This is a genomic window from Mesorhizobium zhangyense, assembly GCF_011045115.1.
GTDB classification, from domain to species: Bacteria; Pseudomonadota; Alphaproteobacteria; order Rhizobiales; family Rhizobiaceae; genus Mesorhizobium_M; species Mesorhizobium_M zhangyense.
This window is the reverse complement of record NZ_JAAKZG010000010.1, coordinates 22632-48691: the sequence shown is the minus strand read 5'-3', so window position 1 is coordinate 48691 and position 26060 is coordinate 22632. Positions and strand designations below refer to the sequence as shown.

General features: G+C 58.2%; 25 protein-coding genes. 18 read left to right on the top strand and 7 right to left on the bottom strand.

What is annotated here, in order from left to right; translation table 11 throughout:
- Positions 1-24 precede the first annotated feature (24 nt).
- The 8 genes from trbK to G6N74_RS20880 all read left to right on the top strand — a co-directional run bounded on the left by trbK (position 25) and on the right by G6N74_RS20880 (position 8603).
- Positions 25-210 (top strand): entry exclusion protein TrbK, encoded by a 186-nt coding sequence (gene trbK, locus G6N74_RS20915; RefSeq protein ID WP_205826796.1) that lies wholly within the window; start codon positions 25-27, stop codon positions 208-210.
- Complete coding sequence (gene trbL / locus G6N74_RS20910; RefSeq protein WP_165119959.1) at positions 204-1406, top strand: P-type conjugative transfer protein TrbL; 1203 nt, start codon at positions 204-206, stop codon at positions 1404-1406. Before trbK ends, trbL begins: the two co-directional genes overlap by 7 nt.
- Before the next feature lie 18 nt (positions 1407-1424).
- Positions 1425-2087, top strand: a complete 663-nt coding sequence (locus G6N74_RS20905) for a conjugal transfer protein TrbF (protein WP_165119958.1) — start codon at positions 1425-1427, stop codon at positions 2085-2087.
- 5 nt (positions 2088-2092) lie between these two features.
- On the top strand, positions 2093-2941 hold the full coding sequence (gene trbG, locus G6N74_RS20900) for a P-type conjugative transfer protein TrbG (protein ID WP_246245844.1): 849 nt from the start codon (positions 2093-2095) through the stop codon (positions 2939-2941).
- The gene (gene trbH, locus G6N74_RS20895; RefSeq protein WP_165119957.1) at positions 2941-3393 is read left to right on the top strand and encodes a conjugal transfer protein TrbH; all 453 of its coding nucleotides are present in this window, start codon (positions 2941-2943) and stop codon (positions 3391-3393) included. Before trbG ends, trbH begins: the two co-directional genes overlap by 1 nt.
- Positions 3394-3405: 12 nt before the next feature.
- On the top strand, positions 3406-4716 hold the full coding sequence (gene trbI / locus G6N74_RS20890) for an IncP-type conjugal transfer protein TrbI (protein WP_165119956.1): 1311 nt from the start codon (positions 3406-3408) through the stop codon (positions 4714-4716).
- A gap of 195 nt (positions 4717-4911) precedes the next feature.
- Positions 4912-7521, top strand: coding sequence for a DNA translocase FtsK (locus G6N74_RS20885; RefSeq protein ID WP_165119955.1), 2610 nt, complete (start codon positions 4912-4914; stop codon positions 7519-7521).
- A 437-nt stretch (positions 7522-7958) separates the two neighbouring features.
- Positions 7959-8603 carry an autoinducer binding domain-containing protein gene (locus tag G6N74_RS20880; RefSeq protein ID WP_246245843.1) on the top strand — a complete coding sequence of 215 codons (645 nt, stop codon included), beginning with the start codon at positions 7959-7961 and terminating at the stop codon, positions 8601-8603.
- A gap of 62 nt (positions 8604-8665) precedes the next feature.
- Here the strand turns inward: G6N74_RS20880 and G6N74_RS20875 are convergent, their stop codons facing one another.
- Positions 8666-9130 (bottom strand): Lrp/AsnC family transcriptional regulator, encoded by a 465-nt coding sequence (locus tag G6N74_RS20875; RefSeq protein WP_165119953.1) that lies wholly within the window; start codon positions 9128-9130, stop codon positions 8666-8668.
- 134 nt (positions 9131-9264) lie between these two features.
- On the opposite strand from G6N74_RS20875, the gene G6N74_RS20870 reads away from it, so the two are divergent.
- Positions 9265-11652, top strand: coding sequence for a thiamine pyrophosphate-binding protein (locus G6N74_RS20870; protein WP_165119952.1), 2388 nt, complete (start codon positions 9265-9267; stop codon positions 11650-11652).
- A gap of 89 nt (positions 11653-11741) precedes the next feature.
- Here G6N74_RS20870 and G6N74_RS20865 read toward each other — a convergent pair whose 3' ends face one another.
- The 5 genes from G6N74_RS20865 to G6N74_RS20845 form a co-directional block, all read right to left on the bottom strand.
- The gene (locus G6N74_RS20865) at positions 11742-12368 is read right to left on the bottom strand and encodes a hypothetical protein (protein ID WP_165119951.1); all 627 of its coding nucleotides are present in this window, start codon (positions 12366-12368) and stop codon (positions 11742-11744) included.
- Positions 12369-12610: 242 nt separating this feature from the next.
- Entirely contained in the window at positions 12611-13267 is a 657-nt protein-coding gene (locus G6N74_RS20860) for a phytochelatin synthase family protein (RefSeq protein ID WP_165119950.1), read from the bottom strand.
- A gap of 309 nt (positions 13268-13576) precedes the next feature.
- Positions 13577-14041 carry a hypothetical protein gene (locus G6N74_RS20855; RefSeq protein ID WP_165119949.1) on the bottom strand — a complete coding sequence of 155 codons (465 nt, stop codon included), beginning with the start codon at positions 14039-14041 and terminating at the stop codon, positions 13577-13579.
- Positions 14038-14172 carry a recombinase family protein gene (locus G6N74_RS20850; RefSeq protein ID WP_165119948.1) on the bottom strand — a complete coding sequence of 45 codons (135 nt, stop codon included), beginning with the start codon at positions 14170-14172 and terminating at the stop codon, positions 14038-14040. Before G6N74_RS20850 ends, G6N74_RS20855 begins: the two co-directional genes overlap by 4 nt.
- Complete coding sequence (locus tag G6N74_RS20845; protein ID WP_165119947.1) at positions 14173-14622, bottom strand: Ros/MucR family transcriptional regulator; 450 nt, start codon at positions 14620-14622, stop codon at positions 14173-14175.
- Positions 14623-14888: 266 nt separating this feature from the next.
- Here G6N74_RS20845 and G6N74_RS20840 point away from each other — a divergent pair, with 266 nt between their 5' ends.
- The 3 genes from G6N74_RS20840 (at position 14889) to G6N74_RS20830 (ending at position 17965) form a co-directional block, all read left to right on the top strand.
- Positions 14889-15833: a hypothetical protein gene (locus tag G6N74_RS20840; protein ID WP_165119946.1), complete on the top strand. Its 945-nt coding sequence runs from the start codon at positions 14889-14891 to the stop codon at positions 15831-15833.
- Between the two features lie 157 nt (positions 15834-15990).
- Complete coding sequence (locus G6N74_RS20835; RefSeq protein WP_165119945.1) at positions 15991-16950, top strand: GHMP family kinase ATP-binding protein; 960 nt, start codon at positions 15991-15993, stop codon at positions 16948-16950.
- Positions 16940-17965, top strand: a complete 1026-nt coding sequence (locus G6N74_RS20830; protein WP_165119944.1) for a PLP-dependent cysteine synthase family protein — start codon at positions 16940-16942, stop codon at positions 17963-17965. Before G6N74_RS20835 ends, G6N74_RS20830 begins: the two co-directional genes overlap by 11 nt.
- Before the next feature lie 47 nt (positions 17966-18012).
- On the opposite strand, the gene G6N74_RS20825 is transcribed toward G6N74_RS20830, so the two are convergent.
- Complete coding sequence (locus G6N74_RS20825) at positions 18013-19086, bottom strand: threonine synthase (protein WP_312857907.1); 1074 nt, start codon at positions 19084-19086, stop codon at positions 18013-18015.
- Positions 19087-19459: 373 nt separating this feature from the next.
- Here G6N74_RS20825 and G6N74_RS20820 point away from each other — a divergent pair, with 373 nt between their 5' ends.
- The 6 genes from G6N74_RS20820 to G6N74_RS20795 all read left to right on the top strand — a co-directional run bounded on the left by G6N74_RS20820 (position 19460) and on the right by G6N74_RS20795 (position 26008).
- Positions 19460-19747 carry a helix-turn-helix domain-containing protein gene (locus G6N74_RS20820; protein WP_312857906.1) on the top strand — a complete coding sequence of 96 codons (288 nt, stop codon included), beginning with the start codon at positions 19460-19462 and terminating at the stop codon, positions 19745-19747.
- A 177-nt stretch (positions 19748-19924) separates the two neighbouring features.
- Entirely contained in the window at positions 19925-20653 is a 729-nt protein-coding gene (locus G6N74_RS20815) for an autoinducer binding domain-containing protein (RefSeq protein WP_165119941.1), read from the top strand.
- Between the two features lie 65 nt (positions 20654-20718).
- Positions 20719-21342: an acyl-homoserine-lactone synthase gene (locus G6N74_RS20810; RefSeq protein WP_165119940.1), complete on the top strand. Its 624-nt coding sequence runs from the start codon at positions 20719-20721 to the stop codon at positions 21340-21342.
- Positions 21343-21831: 489 nt separating this feature from the next.
- Positions 21832-22392, top strand: coding sequence for an RNA polymerase sigma factor (locus G6N74_RS20805; protein ID WP_312857901.1), 561 nt, complete (start codon positions 21832-21834; stop codon positions 22390-22392).
- A gap of 38 nt (positions 22393-22430) precedes the next feature.
- Positions 22431-23393, top strand: coding sequence for a FecR family protein (locus G6N74_RS20800; protein ID WP_165119939.1), 963 nt, complete (start codon positions 22431-22433; stop codon positions 23391-23393).
- A gap of 116 nt (positions 23394-23509) precedes the next feature.
- The gene (locus tag G6N74_RS20795) at positions 23510-26008 is read left to right on the top strand and encodes a TonB-dependent siderophore receptor (RefSeq protein ID WP_165119938.1); all 2499 of its coding nucleotides are present in this window, start codon (positions 23510-23512) and stop codon (positions 26006-26008) included.
- Positions 26009-26060: the final 52 nt, after the last annotated feature.

The window sequence follows — 26060 nt, the reverse complement described above, 5'->3', positions numbered from 1 at the left end:
ATCTTGGTAATCGCCGGCGCCGCCATGACCTTCTCTGCCGGCATCGCCGTCGGGATAGTCATACAATCCAAGTCGGCAGGGCAGGCTGGAGCTGCTACGGCACCGACCGCCACATCGGAGGCCGAACGACGCGAGCGCGGGGAAAATTTTTTCGGCGGGGATCCTGACCGCGACATCCGCAGCGGGCAAGAGATGCGTCCGCGATGGTAGTCTTGAGACGCTCCTGCAGACTTGAGCTAACATTTCTTGTTATCGGCTCTGTCTTGCTTATGAGCATGCCGGCCTTGGCTCAGCAGGGTTCTGTTCTGACGACGCTTGAGAATTCCGTTGTTACGGCGGCCAGGGGCTGGGAGACGACCGTGATAAATGCCGCACGGTCATTGTTTTGGATTTTGGCCGGAATTGAGATCGGCATTGCCGCTATATGGCTCGCCATCAATGCCGCCTCGCTAGACAGCTGGTTCGCCGAGTTGGTGCGGCGGATCATGTTCATCGGACTTTTCGCTTTTATCCTCGATCAGGGGCCAGGCTTCGCCAAGGCAGTTGTGGACAGCCTGTTCCAGCTCGGCGGCGATGGCGGTTCCGCCTCACCGGCCAACATTTTCGATGCCGGCATACGCGTTGCCTCAAAAATGTCGGAACAAGCTAGGTTCGGGATATTCGAGGACAATGCGTTGGCGATAGCTTCTGTCTTTGCCATGGTCGTTGTCGTCGTCTCATTTTCGCTCGTCGCCGCGATTTTCATCGCCGTCATGGTCGAGATGTATGTCGGCTTACTCGCCGGCATGATCATGCTTGGGCTCGGAGGCTCTTCCTTCACCAAGGATTTCGCTGTCCGCTATCTCATCTATGCGTTCAGCGTCGGCATGAAGCTCATGGCGCTTGTGATGATCGCTCGAATTGGCTCCGATGTCCTCCTCGGCCTCGCCGAAGCACCCACGGCAACGTCTGACCAGTTCATCACGACACTCGCCGTCGCTGGCATTTCGGTGGTCGTTTTCATTATCGCCATGTATGTGCCGGCAATCCTGCAGGGAGTGGTTCAGGGCGCCTCAGTCGCCGGAGGCATGGAGGCGATCCGCCACGGCACGCAAGCCGCGACATTTGCTGCCGGCGGCGCCTTTCTCGGAGCCGGCGCCGCCTCCAAGGGTGCCTCGACCGCGAGCGTGGCGCGGGCGGGCGGGGCTTCTCTCACGGAGGCTGCCCTGCGCGGCATGGCGTCAGGCATCGGCAATGCTGGCTGGGCTGCAGGCTCTGCCGCCAAAGAGAAGGCGATCGCCGCCCCAGGCGCCTATGCGGGATCACTCCTAGGTCTGGCAAACGCGAAGCTCGATCAGACAGGTCAATCCGGAGGTAGATCGACAGCGCCGTCTCCACCGCCACCGCCCATTAACGACAATAAATGATTGGGAGAACGCCAAGGCATGGCAGCACGTAAACCGACTGAAAATCCCTATATTGCTGCTCGCCAGGAGTGGAACGAGCGATATGGATCCTATGTGAGGGCGGCCGCAGCCTGGCGCATTGTCGGCATAACCGGCATGCTGATGGCAGTCATCGGCTTCGGTTACGGATTGTTCCAGAGTACCCAGGTCAAGCTCGTCCCCTACATCGTCGAGGTCGACAAGCTCGGTACTGCTGCAAGCGTGGGAGTCCCACAACAGATAGAATATGCCGATCCGCGCGTTGTACGTGCGACGCTGGGAAGTTTCGTTTCGAATTTCCGCAGCGTTAGTCCCGACGCTGTCGTTCAGAAGCAATATATCGACCGGACTTACGCCCTTTTGAGAACATCGGATCCGGGAACCGAGAAGATCAATGCCTGGTTCCGGTCGAACTCGCCATTCGAGAAGTCGAAGAACGCCACGATAGCCATCGAGGTCAACAACATCGTCGCTCTCTCCCCGCAATCCTGGCAGATCGACTGGACCGAGTTCGAGCGCGACAGGAAGGGTAAGGAAACCGCGGTCAGGCGTTTCCGCGGCATTGCCACCGTCACGCTGAGCGCCCCCCAGGACGAGAGCGTGATCCGTCTCAATCCAATCGGCCTCTATCTGCACGACTTCGACTGGACCGCACAGCTTTGAAAGGCATGACCCTGCATATGAACATCAGAACCAGAATATCGCGGGCCGCGCTGCTGTTCGCCGTTTTCTCAGTTTCCGCCCTGACGCCGCCGAACGCCTTCGCGCGGGACATGAGCGCAAATGAAGTGAGGGGTACTGATATTTCTGACCAATGGCGCGGCAGCAGGGGGCTCGTGACCAAGGGTTCCGATGGCAAGGTTATCTACCTGTTCGGCGAGGTCCAGCCGTCGGTGGTCTGCTCCCCACTGCAGGTTTGCGACATCGAGCTGCAGGCCGGGGAGGTGGTTCGTGACGTGCTGGTTGGAGACACAGTGCGCTGGAAAGTGGAGCCGGCCACCTCGGGTCCGGTCAACCGGCAGGCTACCCATTTGATCGTCAAGCCGTCCGAGCCGGGTCTTGTCACCTCGATGGTGGTGACAACGTCACTGCGCACCTATCACATCCAGCTCAAATCCCATTCGACAAATTACATGGCTCGTATTGGCTTCGAATATCCGGATGATATCTCGGCCAAGCTTGCAGACATCAATGCACGGCTCGAAGCCAATACGATTCCAGGTGCAGGTGTCCCAGCCGAGCGGCTGAATTTCGGTTACTCGGTGTCCGGCAAAGCCCGCTGGCGCCCCGCACGCGTCTATGGTGACGGGGCAAAAACCTACATCCAGTTCCCGCGGTCGATTTCCGGGCAGGACGCTCCTGTGCTGTTCGTCGTTTCGGGAGGGGAAAACCGCATCGTCAACTACCGTATGAAGGGCGACATGATGATCGTCGACTACGACGTCGATCGCGCTGTCCTCGTTTCCGGCACTGGACGAACACAGGAAAAAGTGACGATCAGACGGGGAGGCCAGTGATGCCGTTTGTCGCATTGTACCATGCCGTCGCGGCATCTCTTCTTGTCCTCCTTCTTTCCGGCTGCCAAGCTCTTGGTACCGACGGGTTGGTCGCAAGCAAAGCCCCGGCCAGTATCGCCGGACAGTCGGCAGATGCCATCGCAAACGACATGGTTGGCCGCCTTTCCGAGCAAATTGGACCGGGAACAGCCACAGTTGCGCTCAAGCAGGACGGCTCGCCCTTCGGGCAAGCACTCGCGGCCGCACTGCAAGGTCGAGGCTATGCAGTCGTAACCGACCAGGCCACCGGCGAAAAAGTGCAACTTATGTCGCTCGCCTATGTGATCGATCCGTTCGAGGGCCAGATATTGGCACGCCTGTCGACGAACGACCTCGAGATCGCCCGCGCCTACTCCGTCACCGCGACGGGGGCATCACCCGCAAGCCCACTTTCAGTCATGCGTCGAGGATAAGGGAGAGCGGTCATGGTGCAATCCCTCAAACTTGGTGCCGGGCCTAGCGACGGAACTGGCGCAGGCATCCGGCGGATCAACCGTTTGCCGATCATCCTGGTGATCGCACTGACTGTGGTCTTCCTGGCGGTGATCTTCTATGGACTGACCTCGCGCGGCCTCTATTTCCGTAGCGGTCCTTCAATTGGTGAGAGTTCCGGCAATCTCGCCTCTACCTATGCCGACCAATTGAAGCGCGGAATCTCGGACGGCATCATCGGCGAGCCGCAGCCCGCAATGACCTTCCAACCAACTCCAGTTGAGACGGCGGGTGAGCTGCCTGAAGATAATCCCTTCGCGCCGCAACCAGGAGCGGCGCATCCCGAGAAGAATTCCGAGTTGGAGCCGGAAGAGATTTGGCGAGCTCGCCTTGAGCGCGAGCAGCAGGAGCAATATCTGCGTGAACGCCACCGCCAGCAAATGGCGAGGTTGCAGGCAAATGATGCCGCCTATGACGCGCCTATTGCCGTCGACAGGAGCAAGCTTGACGGCAGGATGCAATCAACCAACAATTCAGGCAGTGCGCCGTCGGTGCAAGACAGGCAGCCGGGATCAGCCACCGATCTCTACGCAGCTGCTCTGCGGGCCGGACTAGCGGGTCAGGACCTCGATCCAAACGGACAAAATTCAAAGAAAGATTTTTTCAACACCGACATCAACGAGCTTGGCTACCTGCCAAATCGCGTCGTGGCGCAACAATCGTCCTATGAACTGAAGCGAGGCTCGGTCATTCCGGCAAGCCTGATCACCGGCATCAATTCAGACCTTCCCGGCCGGATCACTGCCCAGGTCAGTCAGAACGTTTTCGATTCGGCGACCGGTCATCGTCTCTTGATCCCACAGGGCACGAAGCTGTTCGGCCGCTACGACAGCAAGGTCGCGTTTGGCCAGAATCGTGTACTCGTCGTATGGACAGACATCATCTTCCCCAACGGCTCTACCCTGCAGATCGGCGGTATGGCCGGAACCGACGGACAGGGTTATGGGGGCTTGCGTGACAAGGTTGACCGCAAATGGCTGCAGACATTCGGTTCGGCAATCCTGATCGCCATCATCGGTGCGGGTGTAGACATGGCGATACCACAAGATCGCTATGCTTTTGGCTCCGCGAACGGTGCCGAGGATGCCGCCAGAAGAAATTTCGCCGAGACCTTCGGCCGGGTTGCCGACCGCACGATCCAGCGCAACATGGACGTTCAGCCCACCCTGGAGATACGGCCAGGCTACAAGTTCAATGTCCTCGTCGATCAGGACATCGTGTTTCCGGGCAGCTACGCAGACTGAACGCGGCCATATGTTCCAAATACTTGCAGCCGCGACAGTTGCGCTCACCTCGTCGCCTGCACTGCCGCGTGGGGCGTTCGGCGCAGCAGAGATAGTTGATGGATCGGCACATCATGCCGATAGCCACCCATCGAAAGAGCCTGTTAACCATCGGTTCCTATTGCTCAGGAGACGTTCAACCGGCGAGTCTTGAGTATGGTATCCAGGCATTTTCCTCGAGCAGATTTAACAAACAAAAGCTCCCTCGAGGACAGCGATCAGCTCCGCTTTGAAGACCAGCGCGACATCGGCTTTACCAGCGGCGGTGGCCATCCGAATAGCAATGAGCAAGCCTACGTGAAGCCGAAGGGGAATGATTCGGCGTCCAGTACCAGCCATGGCGAAGGCGATTTCGATCATCCAACCTGGCAGCGTCATTTTTTCCTGGCGCCCAATGTGCGCTTCACGCGCACGCCGCACCGTGACGCCAGGAAAGTTGGCGAGGAGGAGAATCAGCCGACACCGGAAGCGACCCCTGTCACAGCACCTGCCCCTGCAATCTCTGCAGCTTTCACGCCGCCGCCTGTCGCCCAGCCCGCTGTGCTCAAGGCAAAGGCGGCAGGCGTTCCGGCAACGCCCCTTGTTCACTCTGCGCTACCGGTGGCTCCCCGCGTTCTCGAACGCGCGCAAGAACTCAACACCCAGCCGACTCTTTTGAAGCTGCCGGTCATGGCCAGTCCCGCTTCGATTGCGGCCAAAACGGCAACGTCTGCACCGGTGGCCGCAAGGCAGGCGTCATCAAACCCCAAATGGTCCCATCTCTCCGACCACGCCTTCTTCGAATTCATTCCTTATGCCCTCCAGTCGGCACGGCTGCGTCGGCATACCGAGGCGGCAAGCGCTCCGGCCGCACCGAAGGTTACGTCGATCGCCCCTGCGCCAGTCGCCCCGCCGACAACCGTAGCCGGCAGCGCGCAGCTGCGTCCCAAGCCGGAGCCTGAGATAACGGCGCTGTACCGCGTCATCGAGTGGTCGTCGCCCGCGAAACCGCTGCAACCTGACGTCATAGCGGTAAAGCCCGACAAGCCTGATAACAGGCAATCCGCTTCCAAGTCCGAGGAACCAGCCAGCGCGCCTGCAGAAATCCCAATCTCCGTCGACCAGCCGGCAGCGGTAACCACTGCGGCACCGCAGGCTAGAACCGTCGAGATCACCATGCCGGCGCCGCGCAAACCATCGCTTCCTGTGGCGAGCATGGCTGTGCAGCCGGGTTCGGATGAGGACTACGAACTTCCCTCCGAAGAGCTTCTGCAGCGGCCTCCGGAAGGGCAGGGCTTCTACATGTCGCAGGAACGGCTGGAGCAGAATGCCGACTTGCTGGAAAGCGTGCTCGAGGATTTCGGCGTCAGGGGTGAGATCATCCATGTCCGTCCTGGTCCAGTTGTGACGCTCTATGAGTTCGAGCCGGCGCCGGGTGTGAAGTCGTCGCGCGTGATTGGCCTTGCCGACGACATCGCCCGCTCCATGTCGGCGATCTCGGCGCGCGTGGCCGTCGTGCCCGGACGCAATGTTATCGGTATCGAACTGCCCAACGAGACGCGCGAAACCGTCTATTTCCGCGAGCTGATCGAATCAGACGGTTTCCGCGATACCCCCTGCAAGCTGGCGCTTTGTCTGGGCAAGACCATTGGCGGCGAACCGGTAATCGCCGAGCTCGCCAAGATGCCGCACCTGCTGGTCGCCGGCACCACCGGCTCGGGCAAATCGGTCGCCATCAACACGATGATCCTGTCGCTGCTCTACCGGCTCAAGCCGGACGAATGCCGCCTCATCATGGTCGATCCGAAGATGCTGGAGCTGTCCATCTATGATGGCATTCCGCATCTTCTAACCCCTGTCGTCACCGATCCCAAGAAGGCGGTCACTGCACTGAAATGGGCCGTACGCGAGATGGAGGATCGCTATCGCAAGATGGCGAAGCTCGGCGTGCGCAACATCGACGGCTATAACCAGCGCGCCGCGGTTGCCCGCGAGCGGGGCGAGACCGTCACCATGCAGGTGCAGACCGGCTTCGAGAAGGGTACCGGCGTGCCGGTGATGGAGGAGCTGGAGATCGACCTTGCTCCGATGCCCTACATCGTCATCATCGTCGACGAAATGGCTGACCTGATGATGGTTGCCGGCAAGGAGATCGAGGGCGCCATCCAGCGCCTCGCCCAGATGGCGCGCGCTGCCGGCATCCATCTCATCATGGCCACACAGCGCCCGTCGGTCGATGTTATCACCGGCACGATCAAGGCCAACTTCCCGACGCGCATCTCCTTCCAGGTCACATCCAAGATCGACAGCCGTACGATCCTCGGCGAGCAAGGGGCCGAGCAACTGCTGGGCCAGGGCGATATGCTGCATATGGCCGGAGGAGGCCGTATCGTTCGTGTCCATGGGCCCTTCGTCTCAGACGCCGAGGTGGAGCAGGTCGTTACGCATCTCAAATCGCAAGGCCGCCCCGCATATCTCGAAACCGTTACAGCCGACGAAGAGGACGAAGAATCCGAAGTCGATGAGGGTCCAGTGTTCGACAAGGGCGCGCTGGCGGCCGAGGACGGCAACAGTATCTATGACGAAGCGGTGAAGGTGGTGCTGCGCGACAAGAAGTGCTCGACCTCCTATATCCAGCGCAGACTCGGCGTTGGATATAACCGCGCTGCATCGCTAGTCGAACGCATGGAACAGGAAGGCATCGTCGGTGCGCCGAACCATGTCGGCAAGCGCGAGATCCTGCATGGCAAACGCGACCATTCTCTCGACCGAGACGAAATGTCTTAAGCGAGTTGAGGCTCGAGCTTCTTGCTGCGTCGAGCTTCGGCTGCTGAGCGGATAGACTAGTTCGTACGTTGAAGAGGGGCCAACGAGCATAGCTGATTCGGCACGCGGCTGTGTCGCCGAGGTGGCAGCTCGATCAACTTCGGTCAGAATCCTGTGCTTTTCTCACCGAACGCCCGCTCTGGAAATGCGCACCGGCTACAGATTTGACGCGGTCAATACCGGAATTTGGGTATCGAATAAGCCAGTTCCTACCTCTTAAGATAGGTACACGCAGCCTGTTGCATTGTTCGGGATGCGTTCAAGCCACGCGGCAAAACACTGGTTCGTGCCCTAGCCAGGAATGACAGTGGGGAGAAGTGGGCCAGGGGAGTTGAGGTTTGAAGATATGGTTTCAGAGGCTCACTGACATCATAGCTGTCGCCCAAGACGAGGTTACGTTGAAGAAAGCCCTCGTGGGTCTCGTTCAGGAACTTGGTTTCGATTTCTACGCCTTCATGCATATCCAGCCTGTCAGGATGGTCGTTGTTTCCAACTACCCGGCAGAGTGGCAAGCCAGATACGTTTCGCGGGATTACGCCAGGATCGATCCCATAATTGCGGCTGCACGACTCAAAATGGAAGCGTTCGACTGGGCCGCGGATGATCGGAGACCCACTGGATCCAGAGCCGTCGGTCGTTTTTATGCCGAAGCAACAGCGTTTGGTATCAGATCCGGGATTTCAATTCCGGTTCGTACTGCATTTGGGCATGTGTCAATTCTAACGCTGGCGTCCAACAAAAAAGTAGTGTGCCTCGAAGAGGATATCGATCCGATTGCAGCAGCCACCGCGGTTGCGCACCTTCACGCGCGTTTGGAACACCAGACGATTGAAACAAGGGCCCATACCCAAGTCAGATTGACGGCAAAGCAAGCGCTTTGTCTCAAATGGGCGGCGGAAGGAAAGACAATGAAGGCGATCGCCATGATCGAGAATATGTCATTCGCCAATGTCTGCTTTCATATCAGCAACGCAAGAAAAGCACTCGATGCTGAAACGCTCCCACAGGCAACGGCGCGAGCGACGCAACTCGGATTGATATGATTGTTTTTGTCCGGCGGCCGCTTCTACTGCCGTAAGGACAAAGGCACGCAGGAGCTGACGGTTCATTCGACCGGCAACACTTCGGATCGTTTGGTCTGGCCAAGCGCAAAGCTGGTCTCGATCGACGCCACCCCTTCCAGCCGCGTCAGCTTGGTCTTGAGGAACCGTTCATAGGCGGCGAGATCCGCGACGACCACGCGCATCAGATAGTCGTATTGCCCGGTCATCAAATAGCAGTCCACGACCTCCGGCCACCGCGCGATGGCTTGCGCAAAACGGTCGAGATAGTCTTCCCGCTGCTTTTCGAGCTTGATGGAAGCAAAGGCGCTGACCGGCAACCCGACCTTGGCCTGGTCGATGACGGCGCTGTAGCCTTTGATGATGCCTTCATCCTCCATCATCTTCACGCGGCGGGCGCAGGGTGAGGCCGACAAGCCCACCTTGTCGGCTAGTTCCTGCACTGTGATACGCCCATCACTCTGAATGGCGGCGATGATCTTGCGCCCGATATGGTCCAATGTGCTCATTTTGGCGGAATCCTCCTTTAGTTTTCTTTTTTCGGTGAATGTCCACCAAAATCAACCCCAGATGCAGGTGATTTTGACTGCAAACGCCAACCGATCCGGCCTAGCGTTTGAGGCAGTGACGGGGAGGCAGTGCCATGAAAGACGAGATTTCCATTCTTTCCGAGCTGGAGCGAAAGGTGCTCTGGCTTTCGAGCTGGATGATCCATCACGCCAATCATGTTCGCCCGAACGACGATGGCTTGAAGGTCGGTGGGCATCAGGCCTCGTCGGCCTCGTTGGCGACGATCATGACCGCTTTGTATTTCTCGGTGCTAAAGCCGCAGGATCGGGTCGCTGTCAAACCTCATGCAAGCCCGGTTTTTCACGCGATCCAGTATCTGCTGGGCAATCAGACCCTAGAGAAGCTGAAGAATTTCAGGGGTTATTCAGGCGCACAATCCTATCCGTCGCGGACCAAGGATGTCGACGATGTCGATTTCTCGACCGGGTCCGTTGGCTTGGGCGTCGCCCAGACACTCTTTGCCTCCCTGATACAGGACTATCTGACGGCGAAGAACTGGTCGAAGAGCGATGCCGAAGGCCGTATGGTCGCGTTGCTCGGCGATGCCGAGATGGACGAGGGCAACATCTTCGAGGCCCTTCTCGAAGGTTGGAAGCATGGACTTCGCAACACCTGGTGGATCGTCGACTACAATCGCCAGAGCCTTGACGCTGTGGTGAGGGAGGGGCTTTGGGAGCGTTTCGAGGCGATCTTCCGCAATTTCGGCTGGGACGTCATTGTCCTGAAATATGGGTCACGCCAATTGGCGGCTTTCACTGAGCCGGGCGGCGAGGCGCTCAAACGCTGGATCGATCAATGCCCGAACCAGCTCTATTCCGCCCTGACGTTTCAGGGAGGTGCCGCCTGGCGTCGACGACTGATGGATGATCTCGGGGATCAGGGAGAGGTAAGCAGCCTCATCGAGCGCCGCACTGATGCCGAACTGCAAATGCTCATGACCAATCTTGGCGGTCACGACCTTCCGCTTCTGCTCAAAGCATTCGAGGCGGCGGCATCCCACGATCGACCCGTCTGTTTCATCGCCTACACGGTCAAGGGCTTCGGGCTGCCGCTTGCCGGGCACAAGGACAACCACGCAGGGCTTATGACGCCCACCCAAATGGCGGAACTGCGCAATACCATGGGGATCAGGGAAGGGACCGAGTGGGATCCTACCGAGGGTATCCAGGGGGATGTGCGCGCGTTGCGGAAATACCTTGAGAAGGTTCCATTCAACCAGAAAGGCACCCGCCGCTACACGGCACCAAAGATAGACGTTCCCGAGCTGCTGGAAGTCCAGTTGTCGCCGTCCATGTCCACACAACAAGGCTTTGGGCTGTTAATGCATGGCATTGCAAAGCAGAACACAAATTTTGCCAATAGGGTTGTCACGACTTCGCCCGATGTCACCGTCTCGACAAATCTCGGTGCCTGGGTGAACCGCAGAGGGCTCTTTGCGCGCGAGGAACTCGCGGATCTCTTCAGGAAAGAACGCATTCCGTCGACCTTCAACTGGGATTTTTCGCCCAATGGCCAACATCTGGAGCTTGGCATTGCGGAGATGAACCTGTTCCTGACGCTGTCGGCATTGGGGCTGTCCCATTCCATCTTCGGCGAACGGCTTTTGCCGGTCGGAACGCTTTACGATCCTTTCATCGAGCGCGGCCTCGATGCCCTGAATTACGCCTGTTATCAGGACGCCCGTTTCATCCTTGCAGCAACGCCATCGGGTGTGACGCTTGCGCCGGAGGGCGGTGCCCATCAATCCATAGCCACGCCGCTGATTGGCATGGCTCAGGACGGCCTTGCCTGTTTCGAGCCTGCGTTTGTCGACGAGTTGGCCGTCATGTTGCGTTTTGCCTTCGACTACATACAGCGCAATGGCGACGGTGCGCCCGATCCGGTCAGTTGGCTTCGAGACAAGACCGGAGGAGCAGTCTATCTGCGCCTGTCTACGCGCGTGATCGATCAACCAAGCCGGCAAGTCGACGAGAACATCGCCCGCGACATCATCAAAGGTGGTTACTGGCTCCGCCGGCCAGGGCCGAACGCTGAAATCGTCATCGCCTACGCCGGCGTGGTCGCGCCGGAAGCCATAGAAGCGGCCGGTCTGATGGCCGAGGATCGCCGGGATGTCGGTATATTGTCGGTGACATCGGCGGATCGACTGAATGCCGGTTGGACAGCAGCACAGCGGGCGCGGGAACGCGGCTTGAACACCGCCGAAAGTCATGTCGAAAAGCTGCTCGCAGAAGTTCCACAGCCCTGCGGCCTGATAACCGTACTCGACGGGCATCCGGCAACCCTGGCATGGCTTGGGTCGGTGCGCGGACATCGCACACGGTCGCTGGGTGTCGAGCATTTCGGTCAGACAGGTACAATCACCGATCTCTACAGGCATTATGGTATAAATGCCGCAGGCATCATGAAAGCCGCCGAAATGCTCGTGCCCGGCAGACCCATTCGGCATGCGTTCATCTAAGAGCCACCGAGCGCAAATGCCGACAACGCCAAAACCATCACCAAGCCGGGTAAAAAGCGAGCGGTCCCCGGCTTGATCCGCTGCAGTTCCTATTGGGTAGCGAAGCAGTAGAACAAACCGCTACCGCCTGTGCCTTGCAGATCAGTCTGACTACAACCACGCGATGGATGCGATGAGTTCCAGGACTTGGCTGGCGCGGAGTCATCCAATCCCATACGGTCATGATGTCCAACCATCGCTGATCCCTGTCCGTTGGCGGTCCAGTTCTCGCAGGTAGCCTCGTGAGCAGTGCCATCGGGCATCGAGCCCGTAAGAATGTCGTGGCGATTCGGAGTGTCGCCGCGCCCGTTCACCTGCTCACCCTTTTCGTTGAGAGCCGTTGCTTTCGTGATTCCATTCTGCTCGCTGTGCAGAGCTTCGACGCTTTCAGCGATAGTCTCACCCTTGGAATTCACCCAAGGCCCGGCTCCGATACGGTCGCGTGCATTCGTTTCGCTGGTGCTGAGATATGCGGCCCAGGTCTTGCCGGTGACGCCGGCAGCTTCAGCGAGGGAGCCACAATGGGCGTCGGCGCCTTCCAGCCCGCCCAGATTGGCCCCATCGCCTGGGCCTTGGCTGGTTACAAAGAAAGTCATGGAGGCATTTTGTGCAGCAGTGGCGGTGATGCCGACAAATGCAAGCAGCGCGGAGACAGACAGTATGGACAAAGCTTTCATCGTTTCCTCCCTGTATCCCGCGTTCAGGGAGCCTATCGCGCAGCTTTGTCCGACGGTAATCAAAATGGCGTGTAGGTACTTGCCCGCCTTGAAAACGATAAGCAGATAAAGCGGTATCTCCGTAGACTGAAAGCCGGGCGCTACGCAGCTTTACCGTCAAAAACGCTGGTGTGGGCCGAGGGGATGTGGCGGCAAGCTCTCGAGCGAGACAGCCAACTGGCACCACCGTGCGCCGCTTCGAGCTACTGGATGAGAAGCAATCCGCGCTTTTTACCCCCGTCGAGCGTGTCCATTGCTGCAAACAATCGATCGGTCTCGACCAGCCACGGCCTGTAGTTCTCATTCACATCAAGGACAAAAACCATATCCTGGGCTTCCAGGTATCCGCCGATCGGGGAGTGGTGGCCTGCACCCGCACCGAAAATCTTTTCGCGGGCAAAGTTGATGATGTACCGGCGGTTTGGATCGTTGGCGCGCTTCATATGCTCGCGGAATTCTGCGGCGGTAATGTCACGTATGACTGACACCTTCCGCTCGGTGTGTTGCTGCGCAACCTCAGTGAGTTCATCGAGAGTGAGGCCGATAATGCAAAAACCGGTCCAGCATTTGCCGGTGCCTTCTAGGACCTCTGCCTCGGTAGTCTCTTCCTCCCCAAGGGAACGATACGCATTTGCAACGCTTGCAGGGCCGCAGCGAGAGGCATTGGATTGCCACGTTACGCTGTGTTTGAAGGTAGCTGCCACAGGCATCTGCCATGCACGGCTCAGCAACTCGGGTGTGCGCGTAACTGAAGACTGGATTGCCTCAGGCGAAACCTGTGGTGGGCTGGCGACGACAAATATTACACCGGCAAGCAAGCCGATGCCACCAACCAAACTGAATACCAGACCGCGATTCATTGCTGGCACCACGACGGCAACGCAGTCTGGATACAATAGTCCCGAGACGCTCGCGCATCAATCGGATCCTTCCGAAATCAAGCGGCGAAGGGGCAGGGCGCAAAAGCCCAAAGCTGGCGTTACGACATAAAAGTGATGGCTCAGTGACCGCCCCATGTCTCCGGCCGGAAATCCCCATGGCTTGAAGTCGGGCACCTCTCCATTTCGGACAAAAGCCCGTTCGGCTGTCAGGGAAATCTTTCGGCAAAATTGGCCGGATGTCTGCACCCGTTTAATGTTCGGGAGCCAACTGTGAACTGTATGGAGGTATCATCGACTATTGCGTAGCGACCCTGCGATCATCGCTGACAGTCGTCGTTGCAAAGCTGGCGATTCGAATTCCATCCGCACGCTGCTAAGAGCGTAGCGCATTGCGGGCGTGAATGGCATCCAGGCTCCTAAAAGGTCGAGCAAAGTGTCGGACATCATATTTTCTAGGGGACCGACACCTACCTGACCAAGCGCCTCCTCGTGATCAGGCAATTGGGCTTCCGCGGCGATGGCGAGCACCCTTTTCAATACGACGTCCGCCTCACTTGATGAATAGTCGTTCGTCGACCACCACCATGTAGTGGGGTCGGCCAGATAGGCCTGCACATAAGCTTTTGCGGTCAGAGGAGGCTCGTCAAAGGCGGCCATATCCGGTGCCCATGAAAGATCTGATGCGACTTCCGAAGGCGTAAACGCACTGATAGGCAGAGCATCCGAGTGACGCGGGTGCTGTGGACTATTCATTGATTTTTCCTGCCCTGAGCGCCGAGACGGGTGAGCTTCCAGACCGTGAGTGTGTTGCCGTCACGCGCATAGCGGATAGCGTCAGTCAGGCTGGGCCGATCGGTCTTTATTCCCGATGCCCCAATCGTCATCTATCGGGCGTTCTTGCTCGTCGAGCTTGGCGCTTTGGCCAACTTCGACTTGCGGCCCAATCCCATCTTCTTCGCCATTTGGGATCTGGCCGCGGTGTAATTCGGAGCAACCATGGGATAGTCGGCTGGAAGCCCCCATTTGGCACGATAGTCGTCTGGGGTCATCCCATAATGCGTGTTGAGATGACGCTTGAGCGATTTGAACTTCTTTCCGTCCTCAAGCGAAATGATGAAATCGGGTGTCACGGATTTCCTGATTGGTACGGCCGGGATCAGGGTTTCCGATCGCGTGCCGATACCAGACTTAGACACTTGTTGAATGGAGGCGTTTACGCGTCCGATCAAACCGGCAAGCTCGCCTCTTGGGACTGGATTGTTTGAAACGTAAGCGGAAACGATATGCGCCGTCAGCCGCAGGTTCGGTTCTGTCTGATCTTCGATCTCCGACATAGTCTTCTCCTCTGGTAATGATCCGCCAACGTTGGCGTAGGTGATTTCAGAAAGTCACGCAACCGCGAGGCATGTGCTCGCCCGAATTGAATATGGATCATTGACGGTCGAAAACCTCTCGAAGAATTGGGTGACGCGTCAGTTAGGCGATAAAGAAGGCGTCCCGCGATAAACTTGATGGTATTCTCTGTTTTGTCGAACAGCTCAAAGAGAGTCTCAGGGCGTTGAGCCTATGACCTTGGCGAGCATTGTGAAGCGGGAACGGGATGATGGTGTTCGAATCAATGTTCGGCGGCGGCCATATCCTGATCGTCATGCTCGGACTGCTCGGCGCGTTGCTGCTGATTGTATCGGTCTTCATAAACAATCAGGTCGCTCACTACACACAGCGCGATGAGCGTCACAAGGAAAAGCAGCTCGAATATTATCGCAATACATTTTCGCAGCTTGGCGTAATCCTCTTCGGTATCGCCGTTTCGCTATTCATATTCTTCTTTCAGCAAAGCTACCTGGAGCGCCAAAGGCAGGAAGCTCAAATGCAAGAGCTTTTGGCGAAACTCGGTGTAAGGCTGAGCCGGGCGGCGCCGCTGCTTGAATTCGTAGCCGAGATCGACCCGGTGCTCGACGATGGCGGTGCCTATATCGACCCCGCTGACGGTGGGTCGAACGGAGCCTTATCGGCAGCCGGCCCGGATCTCGCTAAGCAGGTCGACGCGATAGAGCTGCTTCAGCGCGAGATTGATCTCGAGGATTTTGGTGCCATGCAGTTCTCGGGCGATTTTCAATCGTCGCCGTTGGTGAACCAGATCGATCCTAGTCTCTGGTTCGGCATGGTCAAGGATGAGGCAGACCTCGGCTACGCGGCGGAGCAGCTTCGTCAGGACTACGGCGATCTGCGGGCGGCGCTTGGCGCTCGCAAACCAGACGAGGGGGTATCCGACCCGGCTGTTGCCAGCAACCTCAAGCGTGAAGTGCTGGATGTGCTGTGGGATTACGCCTGGCTCCGCGACCGGAGTCGGCGTCTCGTCGGGCGCGCCTGCTGGTTCTTGAGCCAGGGCCCCAAATTCCTCTCACTGAAACCGATTCCTGCGATCGAGACCAGATACGATTCACACCGCGAATGGCTTGTGCAGGCGCGAAAATCCTATGAACAAGTCTCTGCTGGCGGAGAGAATTGCTACGCCATGCTCAGGGTTGCCGGTCAGTCCTAACGCGGCATGCCGCAGGTTTGGCTGATCAGCGCATCCAAGTGCGCAGACGTGGTTCGATCGCCAATCAACCAGTCAATACCTGAATGCAGCGAGTGACGGCCCTAGCCGTTCGGTTCACGCTCTCGAGCTTGTCAGCAAGATTGAGATGAGGATCGGCATGGTAGAAACCGGAAATCTCGACAGCACCGTGGCTACCAGAAAGCCCGCCTTCAGGGCAGGTAAAGGTCATGCGATTGCCCACCATGGTGAGCTGCTCCAGGGTGTGTTCGAAGACGATGCCGGACGCCTGCATCGGGGATTGATGACACTTCCGCTCGATCGTATCCGGTCGGTTGCGACGTTCAAGATAACGGAAACGGCCCGCATCAAGGCGTTGCCCCCCGATAGAACAAAGGCGGAAACAGCAGCCCGTTTGACCCTGGAGCACATCGATCGCTCTCACACCGGAGGCGATCTTGTCATCAAGAGTGCCATTCCGGTCGGTCATGGTTATGGGTCTTCCACAGCCGACGTGGTTTCGTCGATCCGAGCTGTGGCCGACGCACATGATGTCAAGCTGCGCCGATCCAGTATCTGCCGGCTTGCGGTGGCGGCGGAAGGCGCAAGTGATGCCATTCCCTATGAAGACCAGGCCGTACTATTTGCGCACCGCGAAGGCGTAGTCATCGAGCATTTCGGTGGCGCATTGCCACCGCTCCTCGTGGTTGGGTTCAAGGCACACAATGGCACGCCGATCGACACATTGGGGCTGCAGCCGGCACGCTACGGCAGCGAGGAGATCCAGCTGTTTCGTATTTTGCGAGGGCTGGCCTCGCGGTCAATCAGGTTTCAGGATCCTTATTTGCTGGGACGCGTCGCGACGGTAAGCGCTCAAATCAGCCTGCGTCATTTGCCCAAGTCGCGTTTGGATGTTGCCCTCCAGATCGCCCGGCAACATCACGCCTGTGGCGTCCAGGTCGCCCACAGCGGTTCATTGGTCGGCGTTCTATTGGACGCGGCACAAAGAGACGCCTGGACGAAAGCGCTCGACCTTGCCCAAACCATACGCGATGCCGGGTTTAAGGACGTCGAGATCCATTCGGTCAATACGGAGGAGGCGTTGGAAAATGAAACTTGACGCCGATTATTTCCGCGCTCTTGAAACGCCTCGCCTTGCAAGGCTCGCACCTAATCTTGTGGCGGCTGCATTCCCGCTGATGAAGCTGATGCCCGCGCGTTTTATTCTTGATCGGGCTGAAGCTTCCGGGGAGCTGAAGCCAGGCGCACATATTGTCGAAACGACATCGGGTACATTCGGTATGGCTGTCGCGCTGCTTGCGGCTGCGCGCAGCTACCCGCTCACACTCGTCACCGCCTCTAGCCTGATCGACAGGAAATATCAGGCAAGGCTTGAGCGCCTCGATGCCACCGTGGTCGCGATTGACGATCCTTTGGGCGACGGCAATCAGACAGGTCGGCTGAAATTTTTGAACAACACGTTGAAAGAAAATCCCGAAAGTTTTTGGACGCGGCAGTATGACAGCGCCGGCAACTGGCTTGCCTATGCCAACCTGGTCGACATTCTTGTTCGAAACGTCGGTCAGATAGACTTCCTGGTTGGTTGCGTCGGAACCGGCGGCTCACTGTGCGGCACGGGAACATTTCTGCGCCAGATATTTCCCGACTTGAAGATTTTTGCCGTCGACACCCATCGCAGCATGCTGTTTGGCCAACCGGTCGGCAAACGGATGCTGCGTGGGCTCGGCAACAGCGTCTTGCCCGGCAATGTTCGCCATGAACTCGTCGATGAGATCCACTGGGTTGGCGCCTATCCGGCGTATCAATCAGCGCATGCCCTATTTCGCGACGAAGGAGTGTTCATGGGCCCGACCAGTGGAGCGGCCGCACTTGTGGCGAAATGGGTCGCCAGCAAGCATGATGGCGCAACGGTCGCTGTAATCATGCCCGACGAAGGGCATCGTCATGCCGATACGATCTACAACGAGGCGTGGCTGGCTGACTTGCCGGGCTGGCCGTGCAAGCATCCGACAGAACCGGAAACGCTTTCCCGCATAAGACCTGCCAAAGAATCAGACTGGACGCACTTTCCCTGGGCGCGGCGGCGGCTGGACGATGTTCTTTTGTCTCAATAGCTCGGCCTCTGAGCGAACCTTGCGATCGTCTCAACGGGAGGAGGGTGTCACCCGAGCTGTCTGGATCCCAGCCACTGCCAAGCATCTTCGATGGTCCGAAATGTCTGATGTGTTTCCGACGGATCGGTCGAGCGATCAAGGTCTTTCAAGCCGCTCGCCGTGACAACCGCGACGACTCGATCGTCCGCGGCGATCACCCCTTGCTTCCGCAGTTCGCGGATTGCCGCAAGAGGCGTCACAGACGCGAGTTCGGCAAAGATGCCCTCGCGTCGCGCTAGCTGCTTCTGAAGATCCAGCAGGCTGTCATTGCCAACCGGGACTGCCCGGCCCGACGATTCACGCAACGCCTTGACCGCCTGATAGGTGCTGCGTGGCGTGCCGATCGATACCGCGAGTGTCTCGAAAAGCATCTCCTGCTCATCGAGCCTGTCAACACCGCGCGCGAGCGCATCAGAAAGAGAACCGTGTACCTCCGCGGCGACAAGTTTTGGCAGGCGATCGACGTATCTGGCCTCGAACAATTCCTTGAAGCCGAGCCAAACACCGGCGAGTGCGTCGCCGTAACAGACAGGCATGACACACCAGTCGGGAACTTCGCCGTTTGATTGTTCAACGATCTCATAGGCCATCGTCTTGTAGCCTTCGATGCCCACCGGATGGCTGCCCACGACGGGAGAATGGCATGGCGACGTCACGAACCAGCCGAAACGCGAAGCAGCGTCTGCGAGCAGCGCCCATCTGTCCATCTTGTTGACCAGAGGCAGGACAGTCGCACCATATCTCCGTATCTGTGACAGCATAGGCCCGGCAGTGCCGGCAAAGGTGGCCACAACGCATTCAAGGCCCGCCCGTGCAGCATAGGCGGCGAGTGAAGCACCGGCATTGCCGGACGAGGCTGTCGCGATCACGCGCGCACCCTGGCTGCGCGCGACTGATACCGCCACCGTCGAGAAACGATCTTTATGCGACCAGGTCGGATTGCGGCCTTCGTCCTTGATGAACAGGTTCGGCACTCCGAGAGCCTGGCCTATGGTCGCAGCCTTCAGTAGCGGTGTGTCACCCTCCCCCAGCGAAATTGCGTCTTCTGCTGCGCAAGGAAGCGTGTTCGCGTGGCGCCACAGCGATTTCCGCAGATCGGGCCGATCCGGCTCTCCGGCTGATTGCGATTTTTTGTAAACAGGCTGAAGATTGGCCGGCGCACTTAGCTGGCAAACGGGGCAACCCCTCGAATCAATCTCGATGTCGGCAGAATAGTTCGCGCTGCACCGGATACAGGAAAAGCCGGCGATCTTGCATGCAACCGTCATGACAAATCCCCGGTACCGGAATTCGACCCTTTGACCAGATTTTGATGGCCCGTCGCTCGAACTGATTTGAAGAGCAGCAGCACCGGAATTTCAGATTTCCTGAAAAAACGGTAACCCATTGTTCCTCCTGTGGCTGTCAAAGAGTTTCAATCTCACATGGTTCAAACAGCCCTGCCGCCCGCTGTCAATGCAAAATGTTCACTATAGTGTGCCGCACTATAGTGAACAAATATGCAATCCTTCATGCATGAAGCTTGCTGGTCGATTGAGTCTAAACGTTCAACGCTTGCGCAGGGATAAGAAGCTCTCTCAGGAAGGGCTGGCCTTTCTCGCGGGTCATTCGCGCGCCTACATCAGCGGTGTGGAGGCAGGTCGACGCAATGTAACGCTTGAGACACTGGAGGATCTCGCCGAGGCACTCGAAGTGGAGGCAACTGAATTAATTCGCCCGCCTGCGTCGGAGCCGAAAACTTAGGATAACGATCCCTGCGATTTGCCGGCAAATCAGTAAAACGATACTGACGAAATGTTTATCGAGCCATGTTCACTATAGTGAACATTCCTTGCCCCTAACGTTGAGCCGACAAACTTTGGCGCGTTACCCTAGCGTCATTGGGATAGAGGCGGCGTTGTGGGGCGTCGAAGCGTTCGCATGAATGAATGTGTGATCTCGGAGATCAACCACGCGATCTCAAGGATTGAACGAGCAAAATCTTCCAAGGCTGTACTCGGTGGACTTCGCAGATGTCTGGCAGAGTATGGATTTAGTCAATGTCTTATTACCGGGCTGCCAGCGCCGGACGACCAACATTGGCACAGGCAAATCTTGTGCGATGGCTGGTCCGAGGAGTGGCATGCGCGTTACAGCGAACAAGGCCATTATTTTCACGATCCTTGCGCGGGCGAGAGCAGACGTACCGGCGGTGCCTTTTTCTGGAGCGAGCTTGAACGCGAACATATGGCTCCTCGCGGCCTACTCGTAATGGAAGAAGCGCGCGAATTCGGAATGAATGAGGGTGTATGCGTCCCGATCCATGCTCGGCACTTCGGCCCTGCGGTTGTCACAGCCGCCGGTGAGTTCGTTGGATTGCCCAGCACCACTTTGCCTATCATCGAAGCGGTATGCAGATATGCCTATAGAAAAGTCTGTGTTCTGGAAGAACTGGTTCGCCATGAACAACGCCCGGTTCTGACCCCTCGCGAGCGGGAAATTCTTCAATGGATCTCGGCCGGTAAGGGAGCCGAGGACATTGCGTGCATCCTGAATATCTCCAGGTACACGGTGGAAACGCATCTGCGCAACATTCGTGAAAAGCTCGATGTAATAAACGCGGCCCATGCCGTTGCCGAAGGGTTGCGACGACATGAGATTCAGATTTAGCAATCGCTGAATCTTGGGATACAGGCGAGGAGCGCCTATTTTGTAGGCTTCATGGTGGGGGCGCCATGTTTCGAATTCATATTGTCGATTGGTCTGCGAGGGATATCTATAAGCACCACTTGGAGAGATATTTCCGTATCCGTCACGAGATTTATGTCGAAGGGCGAGGTTGGAAGGCTGTTGCTCGACCAATCGATATGGAGATTGATGCTTTCGACACAGAAGACGCGATCTATCTTCTCGGAATTGACGCACAATCAAACGTCGTTGGAGGCTCGCGCCTGGTTCCGAGCTTGAAGCCTCACCTCTTGGCGGATGTGTTTCCTATCCTTGCACGAGGCACTCCGCCGCAAGCTGAGGATACATTCGAGTGGACCCGGTTTTTTGTTGCTCCGTCGCTGCGAACATCCGGACAGTCGTCGCAGGCTGTCGGCATCGTTCTTTGTGGGCTTTTGGAATCGTGTCTTAAGCTACGTATTCGCAAGCTGAGCGTGGTCTGCGAAGCATTCTGGCCAGAACGCCTGCGAGCGCTCGGCTGGGAAATCGCGGTTCTGGGAGACGTGCTTGATCATCCCGACGGCGAAATTATCGGACTGCTGATTGATATCACGCCGCACGCACTGCTCTGCACACGTAGCGCTTACCAGATTGAGCGATCAGTCCTGGACGTTCGTATTGTCTCTTCTTAGCCGACATTCAGAGACATCCAGAATTCACACGGTTACCGTAGCCAGGTCTGCAGCGTCAGCTCCCCACCCAGATTGGCCATAAGTGCGTCATCGTACTATTTGATGTTAATTGTGCCGTCCATGTCCCTGTCGGCGAGATTTGGGACGGACCATCGGTAGATGCCGGCGCGCACGGTGGTGAACTGGACCTCGGTGGTGACGAAGCGGAGAGGCGCGCCTGTGACGACAATCGGCGCGTGACAAACTGCATTTCTTGGGTGCTGCGAGCCAAGCGTGTTCCGAAGGTTGGCGAATCGAGGGCCACGTCGCGCGAAATGACCGGGAACTTTAAGAACAGGGACCTTCATGCAACACATCGCCAAAGGATCGCGATGGCGTGGGGACGCGCTCAATTAGCAAATCGACAATAAATGGCATTTGTACTAGTTATCGCCATCAGCCCGATCGTCCTTGTTGCGGTCTAGCCAAAGGACCAGGGTGCGCAGTTGCGTGCTCCTGCAGACGTATGGCAGGCATGGCATGTGGGATATCCAGTCTCTTTTCAAACGGCACGGGAAAGATATCGAGCGTTTTCTGCGCCGGCGCGGCGCGTCCTCCGACATGGCCGAAGACATTACGCAGGAGACCTTCCTGCGGGTTTTGACGGCGGCGCCGGCACTGCCTATCGGTAACGACAGGGCCTATCTCTTCGGCGTTGCCAGAAACCTGTCCGTCGACATAGCGAGGCGCCAGCGCTTGTTTCCAACTGTTGCTGACGCGGAGACGGTGCTTGCCGCGCTGCCCGACGAGGCTCCTTCCGCCGAGAGGGTTGCCATATCGCGGCAGGAACTTGCGATTTTGCAGGCAGCGCTGGACGACGTGCCGCAAATCCCGCGCGAGGTTTTTCTGTTGCGTGTCGAGGGGCACACCTTCGCGACAATAGGGGAAAAGCTCGATATTCCCTTGCAGACCGCATTCAGCCAGATGGTCAAGGTGATGATGCATCTGAAGTCGCGTCTGGATCAGGCGAGAGGCGACGAGCTGCCTGTTTCAGAAAAACGACGCCGCTAAACGTCTTTGCAGTAGCAACCATCGCCGAGAAGACTTTCATGAAGAATGACGTGCCACAGGATTGGGGTGACAAGGATTTCGCACAGAACCTCGATCCGGTGATGCGTGAGGCGGTGGCCTGGTTCGGGATCACCCATGGCGACACCGTCTCCACCGCCGATCAAGTCGCCTTCCGGGCCTGGATGCGCCGTGACCCGGCGCATCCAGCAGCCTATGCCGAAGTCGAGCAATTGTGGGCCGGTGCTGCCGGGCTGCCTGCGGTGACGGAGAGAAAGCGCAAGACGCGCCGCGTGCTGACAAGGCGGATGTTCACGCAGGCAGGCATGCTGCTTGCGATCGGTGGCGGCGCCTGGATGTTCAAGGAGACGCATCCGTTCGCGGATTATCGAACCGCGACCGGCGAACGCCGCAACTTCGCTCTCCCCGACGGCTCCAGTGCCGATCTCTCCACTGCAACGGCGTTGTCCATCGACTTCGGTCCGGACCGGCGGAACGTCTTTCTGGAGGCCGGCGAAGCCTTTTTCGCGGTGGCGCCGGACGTCCGCCGTCCGTTCGCTGTGCAGGCGCGCAACGGAACGACGACCGCGCTGGGCACTGCCTTCTCGGTATCGATCGTCGACCGGGGTGTCCGCGTCACCGTGGCGGAGCATGCCGTCGAGGTGGCAACGGCGACCCAGGTTGCACGCGTCGAGGAAGGGTCTCAGGTCACCTATGACAGCAACGCGCTCAGCGCTCCTGTTGCGGCCGATGCGGAGGCCGAGCTTGCCTGGCGCGGCGGCCAGCTTGTCTTTGCGTCGGCACGATTCGACCGCGTGGTCACTGCTCTCAATCGCTGGCGCTCGGGGCGGATCGTTATCATGGACGACGCTTTGACGAGCCGTATCGTCACGGTCATCGTCGACCTGAACAGAACCGACGACATCATGGCTCAACTATCCGACGCGCTGCCTATTCGCGTGGTCCACGTGACCCCGCTGGTGACGCTCGTTTTCTCCGCGTGAGACAGAAAAATAAAAAACTTGAATTTTCTATTCAGAAAATAGGCAACCCGCTTCGTCTTGAACAGCAGGGGCTAAGGGCATGCGTCTGAAGCAGTGTTTGTTCAGGAGAGAGTGGAATGCGACGTGGGGCGAATTCGACAGCAGGGATCAGGACGAGCATACGTCTGCGCGCGGGCGTCGCAACATTTCTGACGCTGACGGCGGTCCTGGCAGGCAACAGTGTTGCAACTGCGCAGGACACCGCCAAGACGGAAACGCAAGCACGCGTGACCGCCGCGTCCGAGCCACTTCGCTTTTCCATATCTGCACAGCCGCTTGCGAAAGCGATCGTGCTCTTCTCGCGCACCACCGGCATCAACATCGTGTCGGATGGCGGCATACCGGCAAGCATCCAAAGTCCCGGCCTGTCAGGCAGCTACACGGCGCAAGAGGGGCTTTCGAAGCTCCTTTCAGGGACCGGTATGAGCTATCGCTTCACAGGCGCTCGCTCGGTGACGCTGGTGCGCATGGGCTCTGATGCCGGGACGACAGGAAGCGTCGGAGCAGACGGTTCGATCGTTCTCGACACGGTTACCATCGAAGGTCGGATCGAGAGCGCCTGGGGACCGGTCGACGGCTATGTCGCCAAGCAGAACGCATCGGCAACCAAGACGGACACTCCCATTATCGAGACGCCGCAATCCATCTCGGTTGTGACGGCCGATCAGATTTCGGACCAGAAGGCTACCTCGATTGCCGACGCGCTAACCTACACGCCGGGCGTCAGCATGCAGTCGCCGGCCTTCAGCCGCATGGCCGACGACGTGATGATGCGCGGTTTCAATGTCGCGACCGGCAATGGCGGCATGTTGCGCGACGGCATGAAGTATCAGTCCAATGTCTATGACGGCGGGCAGGAGCCTTACGGCCTCGAGCGTGTCGAGGTGCTGCGGGGGGCGTCATCGATGCTCTATGGCCAGTTGACGCCCGGAGGCATCGTCAACGGCATTTCGAAGCGGCCGACCCAAACCCCGCTGCGCGAAGTCAATGTCGAATATGGCAGCTACGACCGCAAGCAGGTCTCGGGCGATTTCAGCGGTCCGGTCAACGAAGATGGCACGCTCCTCTATCGCCTGACCGGCCTCATCCGCGATGCCGACAACTGGGTCGACCAGACGCCTGACGACAAGGTCTATATCGCGCCTGCTCTTACCTGGCAGCCGGATGCCGCGACCTCGCTCACCGTGCTGGCAAGCTACCAGCATGTGAACACGCGGTTTGCCACGCCGCTTTCCTTCCAGGATGTAAGCACAGGCCGCATCCCGCGCGATCTTTTCCTGGGTGAGCCGGATTTCGACCGATATAAGGGTGACACCTATACGATCGGATATGATTTCGGACATGAGTTCGACGGCGGGCTGAAACTTCGCCACAGCGCCCGCTACTTCGCCTCGGACGTCAACTGGGATTACATGCTGGCAAATCTCGCGCCGGTCATGGGGTCAGATCTCTACCGATTGGCCAGCCTCCGTCATGAAAAGGCCTATGGCGTCACCTCCGACACTTCGCTGGAGAAGACTTTCGAACTGGGGAATTCCGAACACACCATACTGGCCGGTTTCGACTATTACCGCCGCGGCTATGACAGCCACCGTTTTCGCGGGACGGGGTTCGTTCCCCTCGACATCGATAATCCAATCTATTCCGGATATCCCGACATCGACTACGGGACCGATCGCGGCAGCGACAATGTCAGCGATCAGGTCGGGTTCTACCTGCAGGACCAGATCAAGTTCGACGACAAATGGGTGCTCCTGCTTGGCGGACGCTACGATTGGAGCGACAGCACCTCCACCAGCTACCAGCGTGGCACCACCACGGAACAGAAGGATGATGCCGTCACCGGACGCGCCGGCCTCGTCTATCTCTTCGACAACGGCATTGCGCCCTATGTGAGCATCAGTCAGTCCTTCGCGCCGCAGATCGGCATTGATGCATTGTCGGGGGAGACACTGAAGCCGAACGAAGGGATTCAATATGAGGCTGGCATCCGCTACCAGCCAGAAGGCAGCAATATCCTGCTCAGCGCTGCCGTCTATGAACTGTCGCAGAAGAACGTCGTCAGCTACGACGCGTTCGGCGATCCCTATCAGATGGGCAAGGTCCGTTCTCGCGGGCTGGAACTTGAAGCTCGGGCCGAGTTCGGGAATCTCGGCATCATAGGCGCCTATGCCTATACGGACGCCAAGATACTGAACAGCGCGAATGATTGGGAAATCGGCCAGCAGGTCGACATGGTTCCATACCATACCTTCTCGCTTTGGGCCGACTACCGCATGGACGATCTCGGGCTCGAAGGCGTCAAGCTGGGCGGCGGCGTCCGCTACGTCGGCAAGACCAATATGGTGGACAGCATTGATCTGATCGGCACCTCCGAGCATGTCCCGGGATATTTCCTGGCCGATGCCATGGTGAGCTACGATTTCGCAGCGATCGACAAGAAGTTCGAAGGGACGAAGCTGACGCTCAATGTACGCAACCTGTTCGACAAGGAGTATTTCACCTGCGCCGGGTCGACGGGCTGCCGTTATGGTGAACCTCTGACCGCGACGGCAACGCTGTCCTACAAGTGGTGATCATGGGGCGGGGCCGTCTGACGAGACGCGCGTTGTTCGGGGCGGCATTTGC